10 protein-coding genes and 1 pseudogene are annotated in these 14,290 nt (G+C 71.1%); 9 read left to right on the forward strand and 2 right to left on the reverse strand.

Features of this window, described 5'->3' with window-relative positions; genetic code table 11:
- Together ACFVXG_RS00435 and ACFVXG_RS00440 are read right to left on the reverse strand one after the other, a co-directional pair.
- A partial coding sequence (locus ACFVXG_RS00435) for a hypothetical protein (protein ID WP_387922844.1) occupies positions 1-3,062 on the reverse strand: 3,062 nt, incomplete at its 3' end.
- Positions 3,063-3,535: 473 nt separating this feature from the next.
- Positions 3,536-3,892, reverse strand: coding sequence for a hypothetical protein (locus ACFVXG_RS00440; protein WP_387922846.1), 357 nt, complete (start codon positions 3,890-3,892; stop codon positions 3,536-3,538).
- Here ACFVXG_RS00440 and ACFVXG_RS00445 point away from each other — a divergent pair.
- From ACFVXG_RS00445 to rbsD, 9 genes and pseudogenes are all read left to right on the forward strand, one after another.
- A pseudogene (locus ACFVXG_RS00445) lies at positions 3,871-4,719 on the forward strand (MATE family efflux transporter); the annotation flags it as partial. The gene ACFVXG_RS00440 and the pseudogene ACFVXG_RS00445 sit on opposite strands and share 22 nt — an antisense overlap.
- Positions 4,720-4,801: 82 nt before the next feature.
- Positions 4,802-5,968 carry a copper resistance D family protein gene (locus ACFVXG_RS00450; RefSeq protein ID WP_387922847.1) on the forward strand — a complete coding sequence of 389 codons (1,167 nt, stop codon included), beginning with the start codon at positions 4,802-4,804 and terminating at the stop codon, positions 5,966-5,968.
- A 201-nt stretch (positions 5,969-6,169) separates the two neighbouring features.
- Entirely contained in the window at positions 6,170-7,180 is a 1,011-nt protein-coding gene (locus tag ACFVXG_RS00455; RefSeq protein ID WP_387922848.1) for an alpha/beta fold hydrolase, read from the forward strand.
- A 267-nt stretch (positions 7,181-7,447) separates the two neighbouring features.
- A complete protein-coding gene (locus ACFVXG_RS00460; protein WP_387922850.1) occupies positions 7,448-7,921 on the forward strand; it encodes a hypothetical protein in 474 nt (157 codons plus the stop codon).
- A 388-nt stretch (positions 7,922-8,309) separates the two neighbouring features.
- On the forward strand, positions 8,310-9,371 hold the full coding sequence (locus tag ACFVXG_RS00465; protein ID WP_387922852.1) for a LacI family DNA-binding transcriptional regulator: 1,062 nt from the start codon (positions 8,310-8,312) through the stop codon (positions 9,369-9,371).
- Positions 9,368-10,888, forward strand: a complete 1,521-nt coding sequence (locus ACFVXG_RS00470) for a sugar ABC transporter ATP-binding protein (protein WP_387922854.1) — start codon at positions 9,368-9,370, stop codon at positions 10,886-10,888. The genes ACFVXG_RS00465 and ACFVXG_RS00470 overlap by 4 nt, the downstream gene beginning before the upstream one ends.
- Complete coding sequence (locus tag ACFVXG_RS00475) at positions 10,878-12,824, forward strand: substrate-binding domain-containing protein (RefSeq protein ID WP_387922856.1); 1,947 nt, start codon at positions 10,878-10,880, stop codon at positions 12,822-12,824. The genes ACFVXG_RS00470 and ACFVXG_RS00475 overlap by 11 nt, the downstream gene beginning before the upstream one ends.
- An 80-nt stretch (positions 12,825-12,904) precedes the next feature.
- Positions 12,905-13,810: a ribokinase gene (locus ACFVXG_RS00480; RefSeq protein WP_387922858.1), complete on the forward strand. Its 906-nt coding sequence runs from the start codon at positions 12,905-12,907 to the stop codon at positions 13,808-13,810.
- Positions 13,807-14,196, forward strand: a complete 390-nt coding sequence (gene rbsD, locus ACFVXG_RS00485) for a D-ribose pyranase (RefSeq protein ID WP_387922860.1) — start codon at positions 13,807-13,809, stop codon at positions 14,194-14,196. The genes ACFVXG_RS00480 and rbsD overlap by 4 nt, the downstream gene beginning before the upstream one ends.
- Positions 14,197-14,290: the final 94 nt, after the last annotated feature.

Raw genomic sequence — 14,290 nt, forward strand, 5'->3', positions numbered from 1 at the left:
GGACCGGGGAACGAAGCCGTGACGGTGTTCGTCGTCGACTGCGTCACACCGGGCAGGTTGCAGAACACCTGCTTCGACGCACCCACCGCCAGGTCAAACGTCCCCGCAGCCGTCACGCACGACGGGGTCACAGAATCCGCCAACGTGACGCCAGTAACGCTGACCGGCCCGTTGTTGGTCACCGTGATCCGCCAGTAAGCGGTCCCGCCCGGAGCGACCGTGGTGGTCTTCGCCCACGGACCGGCACCGCCGTCACCACAGTCACCGGCGTTGGCCGACGTGCAGACCTCCTTCAACACGGCCAGCGACGGAACATCGACACTCGCCTCCGAGGGCGGAGTGGTGATCGGCTTCCCGTCAGGACCCGGGAACGAAGCCGTCACCGTGTTCGTCGTCGACTGCGCCACACCCGGCAGGTTGCAGAACACCTGCTTCGACGCACCCACCGCCAGGTCGAACGTCCCCGCAGCCGTCACGCACGACGGGGTCACAGAATCCGCCAACGTGACGCCAGTGACATTGACCGGCCCGTTGTTCGTGACCGTGATCCGCCAGTAAGCCGTCCCGCCCGGAGCGACCGTGGTGGTCTTCGCCCACGGACCGGCACCGCCGGCCCCGCAGTCACCGGCGTTGGCCGACGTGCAGACCTCCTTCAACACAGCCAGCGACGGAACATCGACACTCGCCTCCGACGGCGGAGTGGTGATCGGCTTCCCGTCAGGCCCCGGGAACGAAGCCGTCACCGTGTTCGTCGTCGACTGCGTCACGCCAGGCAGGTTGCAGAACACCTGCTTCGACGCACCCACCGCCAGGTCAAACGTCCCCGCAGCCGTGACGCACGACGGGGTCACAGAATCCGCCAATGTAATCCCGGCAATCGGGACGGGCCCGGTGTTGGTCACCGTGATCCGCCAGTAGGCGGTCCCACCCGGTGCCACCGTCGTGGTCTTCGCCCATGGACCGGCGCCGCCGGCCCCGCAGTCACCGGCGTTGGCCGAGGTGCAGACCTCCTTGAGGATCTCCAGCATCGGCGCGCAGTCCGCGCCCGGGGTCACCTGGAAGGTGACGGGGTTGGAGACCACGGGCGTCTGGCCGTTGGTGACGGCGGATGCCCGGTTGGTGACGGAGGTGACGGAGCAGTCGGTCGACACCTTGGTCTCGAAGCAGATCTGCGGTGCGTCGCCGACGAAGCTCACCTGCATCTGCGGGTGGTTGCCGGGGGTGAACGACGATCCGTTGATCAGGGTGAGGTTGGCGATCACTTGGATCGGCGAGTCGCCGGCCGGGACGGATGAGATGTCCGCCGTTCCGGTGCCGGGGTTGAACGGGAAGGTGCCGATGGTGGTGCCGTCGGCGGTCAGCACGGTGACCGAGGACTGGGCGAAGTTGACGGTCGACGGGTCGAGGCCGAGCAGGCTGACCGTGCCGTAGGACTTCACGTGCCCGGTGGCCCCGTCGCAGTAGTACGCGGCGGGGTTGATGGTGCCCTGGGCCTTGGTCTTGAGGCAGGGTGAGGCGCCGGTGATCGGGTCGATCGAGAACAGGTAGCCGGTGTCGCCGAGGCTGTACTTGCACTGGCCGTCGTAGGCGAAGCCGTACGGCCTGGTGTCTCCGTTGTTGACGTTGGAGGGGCCGTTGACGACGCCGTTGGTGCCGTACTGGCTGCAGGCGCCCTGGGTCGTCCAGTCGTAGCAGAACTCGGAGCTGTTGGAGGTCGGGCTGTTGCTGCGGTAGATCCAGAACGGGAACTCGGTCTCCAGGTGCCCGTTGGGGGCGGTGATGGTCAGCGGCACCTGGTAGTTGGCCTCGCCGGGGGCCACGTTGGTGCTGACCAGGGTCTGGAGGCCGGGGGGCGCGGCGATGGGGCTGCCGGCCAGGGAGAAGCAGACGACGGTGCCGACGGGCGGGTTGACCGACTGGTCGTCGCCGCCGACCACCGTGCAGACGCCGGTGACGGTGCCTGCCGAGTCGTACATCTCGAAGACGTTGTCGCCTCGGGCGGCGGCGGAGCCGACTGGGGTGACGAGGGTCTTGGGGGTGGTCCAGCCGGTGCACGCGGCGTTGGTCGACGGGTCGAAGCAGGACATCACCGTGGGGTTCGGGGTCAGTTGGTTGTCGGTGACGTAGATCTTGCCGTTGATGACCCGCATGATGCCGGCGTAGTCGCCGCTGAAGGCGATCTGTCCCTCGTTGGCGGGCAGGCCGATGGTGAAGGTGCCGCAGGAGGAGTTGTTCGACGGGTCGTAGCAGAGGATCTCGCCGGTGCCGGAGACCGCGTAGACCAGGTGGTTCGGCGCCTCGACCAGGCCGCCGATGACCAGGCCGCTGCCGCTCTGGAGGGGGGTGACGCCGCAGCTGGACTGGTTCTGGAGGTCGATGCAGCCGACGCCGATCAGTGCCTGGGTGACCCGGCTGATCGCGGCGTAGTACAGCCGGGAGCCGGACTGTACGTAGGTCGGGGTGCGGGTGCTGCCGACGTCGCCGGTGGTGGTGTCGGCCGCCGAGGAGTTCAGCGCCTGGGGCCAGGTGGCGGGGGCGCCGCTCGGGGTCGGGCAGGGGCCGTTGGTGAGCAGGTCGGTGCAGACCACGCTGGCCGTGTTGGAGAAGCCGTGGTGGTAGATGTTCCAGATCTCGGGCGTGGCAACGCCGTTGATGGTGGCGGTGTACTGGATGGGGGTGAAGCCGTCGCCGCCGGTGGCCGTGTTGATCGGGGTGAACGGGGGCGGGATCTGGACCACCTGGCCGGTCGCCGGTGAGGCGAACTTCGGGTTGGTGGCCTGGACGACGTTGGTGGCGGTACCCCCGTCGGTGCCGGAGAAGGTCGCGCCGCCGTCGGTGGACCACTCCTTGGTGAAGCCGGGGGGTGCCTGGAGCGAGCCGGGCACGTAGGACTGCGTCTGCGGGGTGCTGCCGGGGCCGCCCTGGATCGCGTCGGTGACGGTGGTGCTGACCGGTGCGCCGTCCGGGTTGGTCGCGGAGACCACCCAGCGGATGGTGTCGCCCTGGGCGGCGTGGGTCGTGCTGCCGGTGGCGACGTCGGTGCCGGTCTTCTCCAGGGTCACGGGCTGCTGACGGCCCGTGCGGCCGCTGAGGCTGTCGGCGGCCGGGGTGGCGGACGGGTGTCCGGCCCGGTTCGGGGCGTCTGCCAGGGCGGGCGCGGAGAAGGATCCGGAGGCCGTGGCGAACGCGAGGAGAAGGGTGAGCGCCGCGCCGGTGAGGCGGCCGCGGACTGCGGCGAGCCCGCGGTGTCTTCGTTCGCGCCCGCTGGTGGGTGGACAGCGCCTCATGACGATTCCCTTCGGTCGAGCGGTCCGGTATCACGCGGCGCGCTGACGGCGGCGGTGAGGTGTGCGGGGAACCGTGAGCCGATGACACTCTGCAGATGAGACGCTACCCACAGTGATCGCACGGGCGCAGTATGGCTGCCGATAATCCGACTAGTAGCTCTGGCGTCTCCGGCCCGGGACGACGTTCACCCTGATGCACGCGGGAACCCGCCCTGACGGACCACCCGACGTGCGGGCGGCGAGTGCGGTCAGTTCGCCACCCGGCTCGGGGCGGGGCGGTGGTGCGTGAACGAGGCCGCGTCGGACGGCCCGAGTGTGAGGACGGTGTCGGCGTGGGCCGACACCAGGGGCAGGTCGTGGCTGACGAGGACGACGGCGAGGCCGCGGCTGTCCCGTAGGTCGCGCAGGAGGTCCATGATGCCGTCGACCGTGTCGGCGTCGAGGGCGGAGGTGATGAGGACGCGCTGACGGTCGCGGCCCGTGCCCACGGCCGCGTCGAGCGCCCGCACCTCCGCGACGGGCTCGGCCGCCGTGTCGGCCGGGGCGCGAACAGCCCGGGCCGTCGCCGATGGGGCGGGGGTGAGGACGATGCCGCCCGCAGGCACTGCTGCGGATCACCATCGCCTCCGTCGCCGTCAACGCGGCCCTCAACTGGGCCTTCATCCACGGCAGCTGGGGCCTGCCCCGACTCGGCCTCACCGGCATCGGCGTCGCCACCAGCAGCGTCCACCTGCTCTCCTTCCTCGCCCTGCACGCCTCAGCCCGGCGCGACTCCCGGCTCGCCCCCCTGCCGGCCCTGGACTTCTGGCGCGCGGACCCCGGCACCGTGCGCCGCCTGCTCGGCCTCGGCACCCCGATCGCCGCCACCTACGGCTCCGAGGCCGGCTTCTTCTCCGTCACCGCCCTGCTCGCCGGCAGCTTCGGCGCCGCCGCGCTCGCCGCCCACACCGCCGTCAACCAGCTGATCTACATCGTCTTCCAGGTCGCCGTGGGCCTCTCCCACGCCGCCTCCATCAACGTCAGCCGCGAACTCGCCCTCGGCGACCACGCCGCCGCCCGCCGGATCAAGAACACCGCCCTCGCCTGCGGCGCCGTCGTCACCACGCTCGTCGGCATCGCCTACCTCACCCTCCCCGAGCTCGTCCTGCGTCCCTACTTCGACCCCGGCAGGCCCGCCGACCAGCAGGGCCTGCACATCGCCACCGGCCTCCTCGCCGTCGTCTCCGTCCTCCAACTCTTCGACTGCGCCCAGAACATCGGCGTCGGCCTGCTGCGCGGCCTCGACGACACCAGGAGCGGCTTCCGGATCACCCTCATCGGCTACTGGCTCGTCGGCCTCGCCACCACCGCCGTCCTGCTCCTGCGCCGCTACGGCCGCGCCCTCACCGCCCGGGCCGGCACCACCACCGAATCCGCTGCGGTCGGCACCTGAGCACCCGTCGCCGTCACAGCACCAGTGCGGCGTTTCCCGGTGGGGTCATGACCCCGGATGGACTTTAGGTTAGCCTTACCTTATGCACTACGCTTCGTTGGCCGCGCACACGGCCGGATACGCCATGCCCCAGCTCTGGCGGGTCCTCACCAAGACCGGCTACTTCCTCGGCCTCAGCGGGGCCGTCGGAGCCACCGTCACCTACGCGGCCACCGTGCGCCCGGCCCTGCGCGCCCCGGAAACGAGCGCCGGGGACGCCGAGATCCTGCGGAGACGGTCCGCCGGCTACCTCGCCTGGGCCGGAGTGGTCCTGCTGGTCGCGGGCTACTTCCAGCTCTCCGCCCGCGTCGCCCGCGCCGGCCAGGGCATGCCCTTCGGCGACGCGCTCGCCCCCGGCAGGATCCGGGACTACCTCCAGGCGCCCGCGGCCAAGGGCGCCTGGATCGCCCAGGGCACGGTCTACCTCGTCCAGAACGCCGTCCTGGTCGCAACCGCCGCCGCCCTGATCGCCCTCTTCGCGCCGGCCGCCCGGCGCCACGTGGACCGGATCGCCCTCACCGCACTGCCGCTCTCCCTCGCCGTCACCCTGATCACCTCCGTCCCGGCCACCGCCCCCGCCGACCTCGACGGGTGGCTGAACCCGGTCTTCGACCAGGCCCACATCGTCTCCGGCACCGTCTGGCTCGGCGGCCTCGCCCTGCTCGTCGCCCTCGCCGGCACCCGCAGTCGCCTCGGCGCGGGCGCCGGCCTGCTGTGGGCCGAGCTGTGGCGCCGCTTCAGCCTCGTCGCCCTGGTCTGCGTGGCCGCCGTCACCGTCTCCGGCTTCTGGCTCAGCTGGAAGCACGTCGGCGCGATCTCCCAGCTGTGGACCACCGGCTACGGCCTCGCCCTCCTCATCAAGGTCCTCCTCGTCCTCGGCCTCGTCGCCGCCGGCGCCTTCAACCAGTTCTGGCTCATGCCCCGCATCACCCGGGCCCGCCGCGCCGACGACACCGCCTCCCTCCTCCACCTCACGCTGCGCCACTTCCCCAAGGTCGTGTGGGGCGAAGTCGCCCTCGGCATCGCCGTGCTGGGCGTCATGCCGTTCATCGCCGGATCGGCGCGCACCGAGGCCGGGGACGCCAAGGCCGTCTCCTCCGGCACCGTCTTCGCGGCCGGCGCCGCCCTCGCCCTGACCCTCGCGGTCTCCCTCTACGCCACCGCCAAGGCCTCCGACGCCCTCGCCCGCCGTCAGACCACCCCGGCCTGACGGGCACCGTGGCCCCGCCGTCGTCCGATGCGGGCCGCGCCGCCCCGGTCCGGCCCGCATCGGTAGAAGTTGCCCGAACCCCTTACCCAATACGCGGCGGCGAGCGCCACGGAGCGCACCACGGGGAGTTGGCGCAGCGCGTCCGCGCCGGGGACCCCGCCCCACGGGAATATCCGGACGCTGCCCCACCTTCGCTCCCCCATGACTGATCATCAGCTCCATCACCTGGGCGACTTTCCCCTTCAGCGCGGCGGCACGTTGGCCGGTGCGCACCTGGCCTACCGGACCTACGGCGAGCTGGCCGCGGACAAGTCGAACGTCATCGTCTTTCCGACCTGGTTCGCCGGCACCCACGAGGCCAACGAGTGGCTGATCGGCGAGGGAAGGGCACTGGACACCTCGCGCTACTTCGTCATCGTGCCGAACCTGTTCGGCAACGGGCTGTCCAGCTCACCGAGCAACACCGAGCCGCCCCACGACCGCGCCCGCTTCCCGCAGGTCACCATGGTGGACAATGTGGCAGCCCAACACCGGCTGGTCACCGAGCAGTTCGGCATCGAGCGGATCGCCCTGGTCACCGGTGTGTCGATGGGCGCCGGGCAGGCCTACCAGTGGGCGGTCAGCCACCCCGAGATGGTCGAACGGATCGCACCGATCTGCGGCTCCTCCCACACCAGCCCGCACAACCAGGTGTTCCTGGAGGGGATCCGGGCCGCACTCACCGCCGACTCCGCCTTCGCCGACGGCGACTACCCGGATCCGCCGAGGGCCGGGCTCCGCGCATTCGCCCGGGTGTACGCGGGCTGGGGGCTGTCCCAGGCCTTCTACTGGGACCGGGTGTACGAGCAGCTGGGGTTCGCCACGCTCGACGACTTCCTGACCGGAGTCTGGGAACCGACCTTCGCCGACTGGGACGCCAACAACCTGCTCGCCATGATCTGGACCTGGCAGCACGCCGACGTCGGCCGCACTCCCGGCTTCGACGGCGACACCGTGGCCGCACTCGCCGCGATCAGGGCGAAGGTGCTGGCGCTGCCCTCACGGAAGGACCTCTACTTCCCCCCGGAGGACGAGGAGTGGAACCTCCGGCACGTTCCGGACGCCGAGCTCCGCATCATCCCCGGCGTCTGGGGCCATCTCGCCGGCGGCGGCTCCGACCCGGCGGCCGCGGCGTTCATCGCCACGGCACTGCGCGACCTGCTGGCCCGCTGACCCGCCGGCGCACGCTCCGGTATCCGGGTTACGTAGTTCTACCGATGCCCCCGCGCACGCCGTCCGGGTACCTTTCGGTGTGGCGTCGAGGCGAGGTCCACTCCGCACTTCGCCCGAAACCGATACGCCCGAGGGACGGCTCCCGCACTCCGCTGGTCCGACCTCCCCACTGAGCAGGAACCCCGCAGACCGCTTGGGGCCGTTCGGCCGACCTCGCCCTGCGCGGATCCACCTGCCCACGCTCCCTGTCACTCGAAAGGCACGTCAATGACGCATCCCCCCGGCAGCTCGCCGCAGGGGCAGTCGCAGCAGCAGCTCGACCACGAGCAGCCGCCGGCTTGGACCCCTCCCCCGCGCGCCAAGCAGGGCATCGTCGGCTGGGTGCTCGGCGCGGGCGGCAGCATGCTGAAGCGGGTCGTGGTCACCCTGATCGCCCTCGGCCTCCTCGCCGGCGGCACCTTCCTCTGGAAGCACATGACCGGTGCGGCATCGACCGCCGCCCCGGGCGACTGCGTCCAGCAGACCGGCGGCACCAAGGAGGGGACCCAGGACTTCAAGGTCGTCGACTGCACGGACTCGAAGGCCTCCTACCGCGTGCTCGGCAAGCTGGACCACCGCACCGAGCCCTCGGACGCCTCGACGTCCTGCGACCCGTGGCCGGCCACCACCGCCGCCTTCTGGGAGCAGACCACCCGCACCGGCGACGGCTACATCCTCTGCCTCGGCGACGTCCACTCCTGAGGCCCCCGCGGGAGGGCGAGCAGGGCTGAAGAAGCACCGGCGGGCCGTGGCTGACACTACGTCAGAAACGGCCCGCCGAAGCATGCTCCGCAACGAAAGCTCCGCGCGCGCACCTTGCCCGTCCGGCCCCACCGCGCCGGACCAAGGCACGACAGCTCAGCGCCACGGCTTCGCCCCGGGGGCCCGGTGCGGCGTCCGCCTGCTACAAGAGTGTTAACGCTCACATACAGCGCGTCAACACTCTCGGCGGAACGGCGGGGGCATCGGCGCGGCGTTCATCACGATCAGGTTTCAGCCATCCGCTCAAGGCTTGCCCTGCGGGCATGTAATCGATTCCAATCGTGGGAACACGTCGATGTAATCGATTCCACGAGGAGGTGGGGCGGCTGTGCCGAGCATCAAGGACGTCGCCGCCGAGGCAGGCGTGTCCGTCGCCACTGTCTCGCGTGTCCTGAATGAACACCCTTCGGTCAGCGAGGACGCGCGGGCGCGGGTGCTGGCCGCCGTCGCGTCGCTCGGCTACCGGCCCAACGCCGTGGCGCGGTCGCTGCGTACCGATCAGACCCGCACCCTCGGCCTCGTGATCAGCGACGTGCTGAATCCGTACTTCACCGAGCTCGCACGGTCCGTGGAGGAAGAGGCGCGGGCGCTGGGGTACAGCGTGATCATCGGGAACGCCGACGAGCGGCCGGAACTGCAGGACCACCACGTACGGACGCTGCTGGACCGCCGTATCGACGGACTGCTGGTCTCGCCCACCGACGGCGGGTCGCCGCTCATGCTGGACGCCGCCCGGGCCGGGACACCGATGGTGTTCGTGGACCGGTGGATCCCCGGCGTCGACGTGCCGGTGGTGCGGGCGGACGGGCGGGGTGCCGTACGGGACCTCGTCGTGCACCTGCACCGGCTGGGGCACCGGCGGCTGGCGATCATCGCCGGGCCGGCGGCCACCACGACCGGGCAGGAGCGTGTGGAGGCGTTCCGCGAGGCGCTGGCGGAGTGCGGCCTCGACCTGCCGGACCGGTACATCGGCCAGGGTGACTTCCAGGCCGCCAGCGGCCGACGGGCGACCGAGCGGTTCCTCGACCTCGCCGAGCCCCCGCAGGTCGTGTTCGCGGCGGACAACCTGATGGCACTGGGGGCCCTGGACGCCGTCCGCGCCCGTGGTCTGCGCGTGCCGGACGACATCGCGCTCGCCGCGTTCGACGACATCCGCTGGTTCGTGCACACGGATCCGCCGATCACCGCGATCGCCCAACCCACGGGCGAGCTGGGCCGGGCCGCCGTGCGCGCGCTCGTGGACCGCATCGAGGGGCGGACGCCGCGATCCGTGACGCTCCCCGCCCGTCTCGTCGTTCGCCGCTCGTGCGGCGAGACCCCGGTGACCGAAACCCCCGTGACAGAGGCCCCCGTGACAGAGACCCCCGTGACGAACAGGAGCCAGTCGTGAGCGACCCGGACGAGTTGCTGCGCATCGAGGGCATTCGGAAGACCTTCCCCGGGGTGGTCGCGCTGGACCGCGTCGACTTCGACCTGCGGCGGGGCGAGGTCCATGTGCTGCTCGGTGAGAACGGCGCGGGGAAGAGCACCCTGATCAAGACGCTCTCCGGCGCCCACGCACCCGACGAGGGCCGCGTCCTGGTCGGTGGCGAGGAGGTCCGCATCCATGGTGCGCAGGACTCCGAGCGACTCGGGATCGCCACCATCTACCAGGAGTTCAACCTCGTCCCCGACCTGACGGTCGCCGAGAACATCTTCCTGGGGCGCCAGCCGCGCCGGTTCGGGATGATCGACCGGAAGAGGATGGAGGCGGACGCTTCGGAGCTCCTGGAGCGCGTCGGCGTCAGCGTGTCGCCCCGCGCGCGGGTGCGCGAACTAGGCATCGCGCGCCTGCAGATGGTCGAGATCGCGAAGGCGCTGAGCCTGGACGCGCGGGTTCTGATCATGGACGAGCCGACCGCCGTGCTGACCTCCGAGGAGGTCGAGAAGCTGTTCGTGATCGTGCGCAAGCTGCGCGAGGACGGCGTCGGGATCGTCTTCATCACCCACCACCTGGAGGAGATCGCCGCCCTCGGGGACCGGGTCACGGTCATCCGGGACGGCAAGTCGGTCGGACAGGTGCCTGCCTCCACGCCGGAGGAGGAACTCGTCCGGCTGATGGTGGGCCGGTCCATCGAGCAGCAGTACCCGCGCGAGCGCGCTGTCCCGGGCACCGCTCTGCTGTCCGTGGAGGGGCTGTCCCGGGACGGTGTCTTCCACGACGTCAGCTTCGAGGTGCGGGCCGGCGAGGTCGTCGGCGTCGCGGGGCTGGTCGGGGCGGGTCGTACCGAGGTGGTCCGGGCGGTCTTCGGCGCCGACCCGTACGACCGCGGTTCGGTCCGCGTCGCCGGGGCCCCCTTGAAGCGGCACGACATCGGCGCCGCCATGACCGCGGGCCTCGGGCTGGTACCGGAGGACCGCAAGGGCCAGGGGCTGGTGCTCGACCAGTCGGTCGAGGAGAACCTCGGACTCGTCACCCTCAGGTCCGCCACCCGAGCCGGAATCGTCGACCTCAAGGCCCAGCACGTCGCCGCCGCCCGGATCGCCGGGCAACTCGGCGTACGGATGGCCGGGCTCGGTCAGCAGGTGCGCACGCTGTCCGGCGGCAACCAGCAGAAGGTCGTCATCGGCAAGTGGCTCCTGGCCGACACCAAGGTGCTGATCCTCGACGAGCCCACCCGCGGCATCGACGTCGGCGCCAAGGTCGAGATCTACCAGCTCATCAACGAACTGACGGCGGCCGGGGCCGCCGTACTCATGATCTCCAGCGATCTGCCCGAGGTGCTCGGGATGAGCGACCGGGTGCTGGTGATGGCCCAGGGCCGGATCGCGGGCGAGTTGTCCGCCGACGAGGCCACGCAGGACGCGGTCATGTCGCTGGCCGTGAGCAACCCCACTACCGAACTGGAGGCCCCCCGTGGCCGCTGAAACGCTCAGGAGCGGTACGGGCGCCGGTGGCGCCGCGGCCTTGCGCCGCCTGCTGCTCGACAACGGCGCACTGACCGCGCTGATCGTCCTCGTCATCGCCATGTCGGCGTTGTCGGGCGACTTCCTCACCACCGACAACCTGCTCAACGTCGGTGTCCAGGCTGCCGTGACCGCCGTCCTCGCCTTCGGTGTCACCTTCGTGATCGTCTCGGCGGGCATCGACCTGTCGGTCGGTTCGGTGGCCGCGCTGTCGGCGACCGTGCTGGGGTGGAGCGCCACGGCGCACGGAGTGCCGGTGGTCCTCGCGGTGCTGCTGGCGCTGGCGACGGGTGTGGCCGCCGGCCTGGTGAACGGTTTCCTGGTCTCGTACGGCAAACTGCCGCCGTTCATCGCGACGCTCGCGATGCTGTCGGTGGGGCGTGGTCTGGCACTGGTGATCTCGGACGGCTCGCCGATCGCGTTCCCGGGCTCGATCTCCCACCTGGGCGACACGCTCGGCGGGTGGCTGCCGGTGCCGGTGCTCGTCATGGTGGCCATGGGACTCATCGCGGCGTTCGTCCTCGGCCGTACGTACCTCGGCCGCTCCATGTACGCCATCGGCGGCAACGAGGAGGCGGCCCGGCTCTCGGGTCTGCGGGTGCCCAGGCAGAAGCTCGCGATCTACGCGCTGTCCGGAGTGTTCGCCGCGGTCGCCGGTGTCGTCCTGGCCTCCCGGCTCTCCTCCGCGCAGCCGCAGGCCGCCACCGGGTACGAGCTGGACGCCATCGCCTCCGTCGTCATCGGCGGCGCCTCCCTCTCAGGTGGTACGGGCAAGGCGTCGGGGACGCTGATCGGCGCGCTCATCCTCGCGGTGCTGCGCAACGGGCTGAACCTGCTGAACGTCTCCGCGTTCTGGCAGCAGGTCGTCATCGGTGTCGTCATCGCCCTGGCGGTGCTGCTCGACACGGTGCGGCGCAAGGCCGGGGCCGCTCCCACCGCGTTCGGGGCGCCCGGCGGCGGACGGGGCAGGCAGGTCGCCACCTACGGGCTCGCGGCCGTCGTGGCGGTGGCGATCGTGGGTGCGACGTCGTTCCTGCACGGCGACCCGAAGTCCGGCACCCAGAAGATCGGTCTCTCGCTCTCCACGCTCAACAACCCGTTCTTCGTGCAGATCCGGGCGGGTGCGCAGGCCGAGGCGACGAGCCTGGGCGTGGACCTGACGGTCACCGACGCGCAGAACGACGCCTCGCAGCAGGCCAACCAGCTGCAGAACTTCACCAGTTCGAGGCTCGGGGCGATCGTCGTCAATCCGGTGGACTCCGACGCGGCGAGCAACTCCGTGCAGGCCGCCGGCGCGGCGAAGATCCCGGTCATCTCCGTCGACCGAGGCGTCAACAAGGCCGAGGTGAACGCCTTGGTCGCCTCCGACAACGTCACCGGCGGTGCGCAGGCCGCGAAGGCCCTCGCCGAGAAGCTCGGTGGCAGCGGGAAGATCGTGATCCTCCAGGGGCTGGCCGGCACCTCCGCCGCGCGCGAGCGGGCCGAGGGCTTCGCCAAGGGACTGGAGGCGTACCCCGGGATCGAGGTCGTCGCGCAGCAGCCGGCCGACTTCGACCGGACGAAGGGCCTCGACGTCATGTCGAACCTGCTCCAGGCGCACCCGGACGTCCAGGGTGTCATCGCCGCGAACGACGAGATGGCGCTCGGCGCGGCGAAGGCGCTCGGGTCCAAGGCCGGCGGATCCGTGCAGGTCGTCGGCTTCGACGGAACTCCCGACGGGCTCAAGGCGGTCGAGCAGGGGACGCTGTACGCCTCCGTGGCCCAGCAGCCGTCGCAGCTCGGGAAGATCGCCGTGGACAACGCGGTCAAGGCGATCAGGGGTGAGAAGGTCGAGCAGACCATCAAGGTGCCGGTGAAGGTGGTCACGAAGGAGAACGTGGCCGGATTCAGCGGCTGAGACGGGGAAAGGGGTGGCCGGGGTGCCCGCGGAAGCGGGCCCCGGCTGCCCCGTTCCGGATTTCCTGATTGGGGAGTTTCATGTACGACTACGACGTGTTGGTCGTCGGTTCGGCCAACGTCGATCTCGTGATCGGTGTCGAGCGCAGGCCCGCAGCCGGGGAGACGGTGCTCGGGTCGGACCTCGCCGTCCATCCCGGCGGCAAGGGGGCCAACCAGGCTGTCGCCGCCGCGCGGCTCGGGGCGCGCACGGCGCTGCTCGCGCGGGTCGGGGACGATGCCAACGGGCGGCTGCTGCTGGAGTCGCAGCGGAACGCGGGGGTCGACACGGAGGGCGTCCTGGTGGGCGGGGCCCCGACCGGCGTCGCGCTGATCACCGTCGACCCGGCGGGGGACAACAGCATCGTGGTGTCGCCGGGCGCGAACGGGCGGCTCACGCCGGAGGACGTCCGGGCCGCCGGGCCCCTGTTCCACGCCTCGCGGGTGGTCTCGGCGCAGTTGGAGATCCCGTTGGAGTCGGTCGTGGAGACCGTACGGCAACTGCCGCCCGGCACGAGGTTCGTGTTGAACCCCTCGCCGCCGCAGGCGCTGCCGGCCGAGGTCCTGGCGGCCTGCGACCCGCTGATCGTCAACGAGCACGAGGCCCGGGTGATCCTGGGCGGCGAGACCGTCGGCGACGATCCCGCCGCATGGGTACGGGAGTTGCTCGCGAGCGGGCCCAAATCGGTCGTGGTGACACTCGGTTCGGCGGGCGCGTTGGTCGCGTCCGCCGAGGAGGAGGTCGTGCGGGTCGCGCCGGTGAAGGTCGACGCCGTCGACACGACCGGTGCCGGTGATTCCTTCACGGCCGCACTGGCCTGGAAGTTGGGCGCGGGCGCCTCGCTCGTGGAGGCCGCCGGGTACGCCGCTCGGGTGGGCGCCGTCGCCGTGACGCGGCGGGGAGCCCAGGAGTCGTTCCCCACCGCCGAGGAGGTCGAGGCGCTGTGAAGAAGGGCGGGATCCTGAATCGCCATCTCGCCGGAGCCGTCGCCGAATTGGGGCACGGTGACCAGGTGCTCCTGTGCGACGCGGGGATGCCGGTTCCGGACGGGCCCCGGGTGGTCGACCTCGCGTTCCGGGCGGGGATCCCGTCGTTCGAGGACGTACTGGCCGGGCTCCTCGACGAGTTGGTGATCGAGGGGGCGCTCGCGGCGCAGGAGGTACGGGAGGCGAACCCCGCCGCGGCCGGGCTGCTGACCGGTTCCTTCGCCGACCTGGCCTACGTGCCGCACGAAACGCTGAAGGAGCTGAGCACGGGGGCGCGCTTGGTGGTGCGCACCGGGGAAGCCCGGCCGTACGCGAACGTGCTGCTGCGGTGCGGGGTGTTCTTCTGACGAGCCGGTGCGTGATTCGTGGGCAGGGCTCGGTCAGCCACGGATGGCATGATCCGTCGTGAGGGACGGCGCCGTACCGGGCATCTCCGGTGGC

The sequence above is a fragment of the Kitasatospora sp. NPDC058162 genome, assembly GCF_042884005.1.
In the GTDB taxonomy this organism is placed as follows: domain Bacteria; phylum Actinomycetota; class Actinomycetes; order Streptomycetales; family Streptomycetaceae; genus Kitasatospora.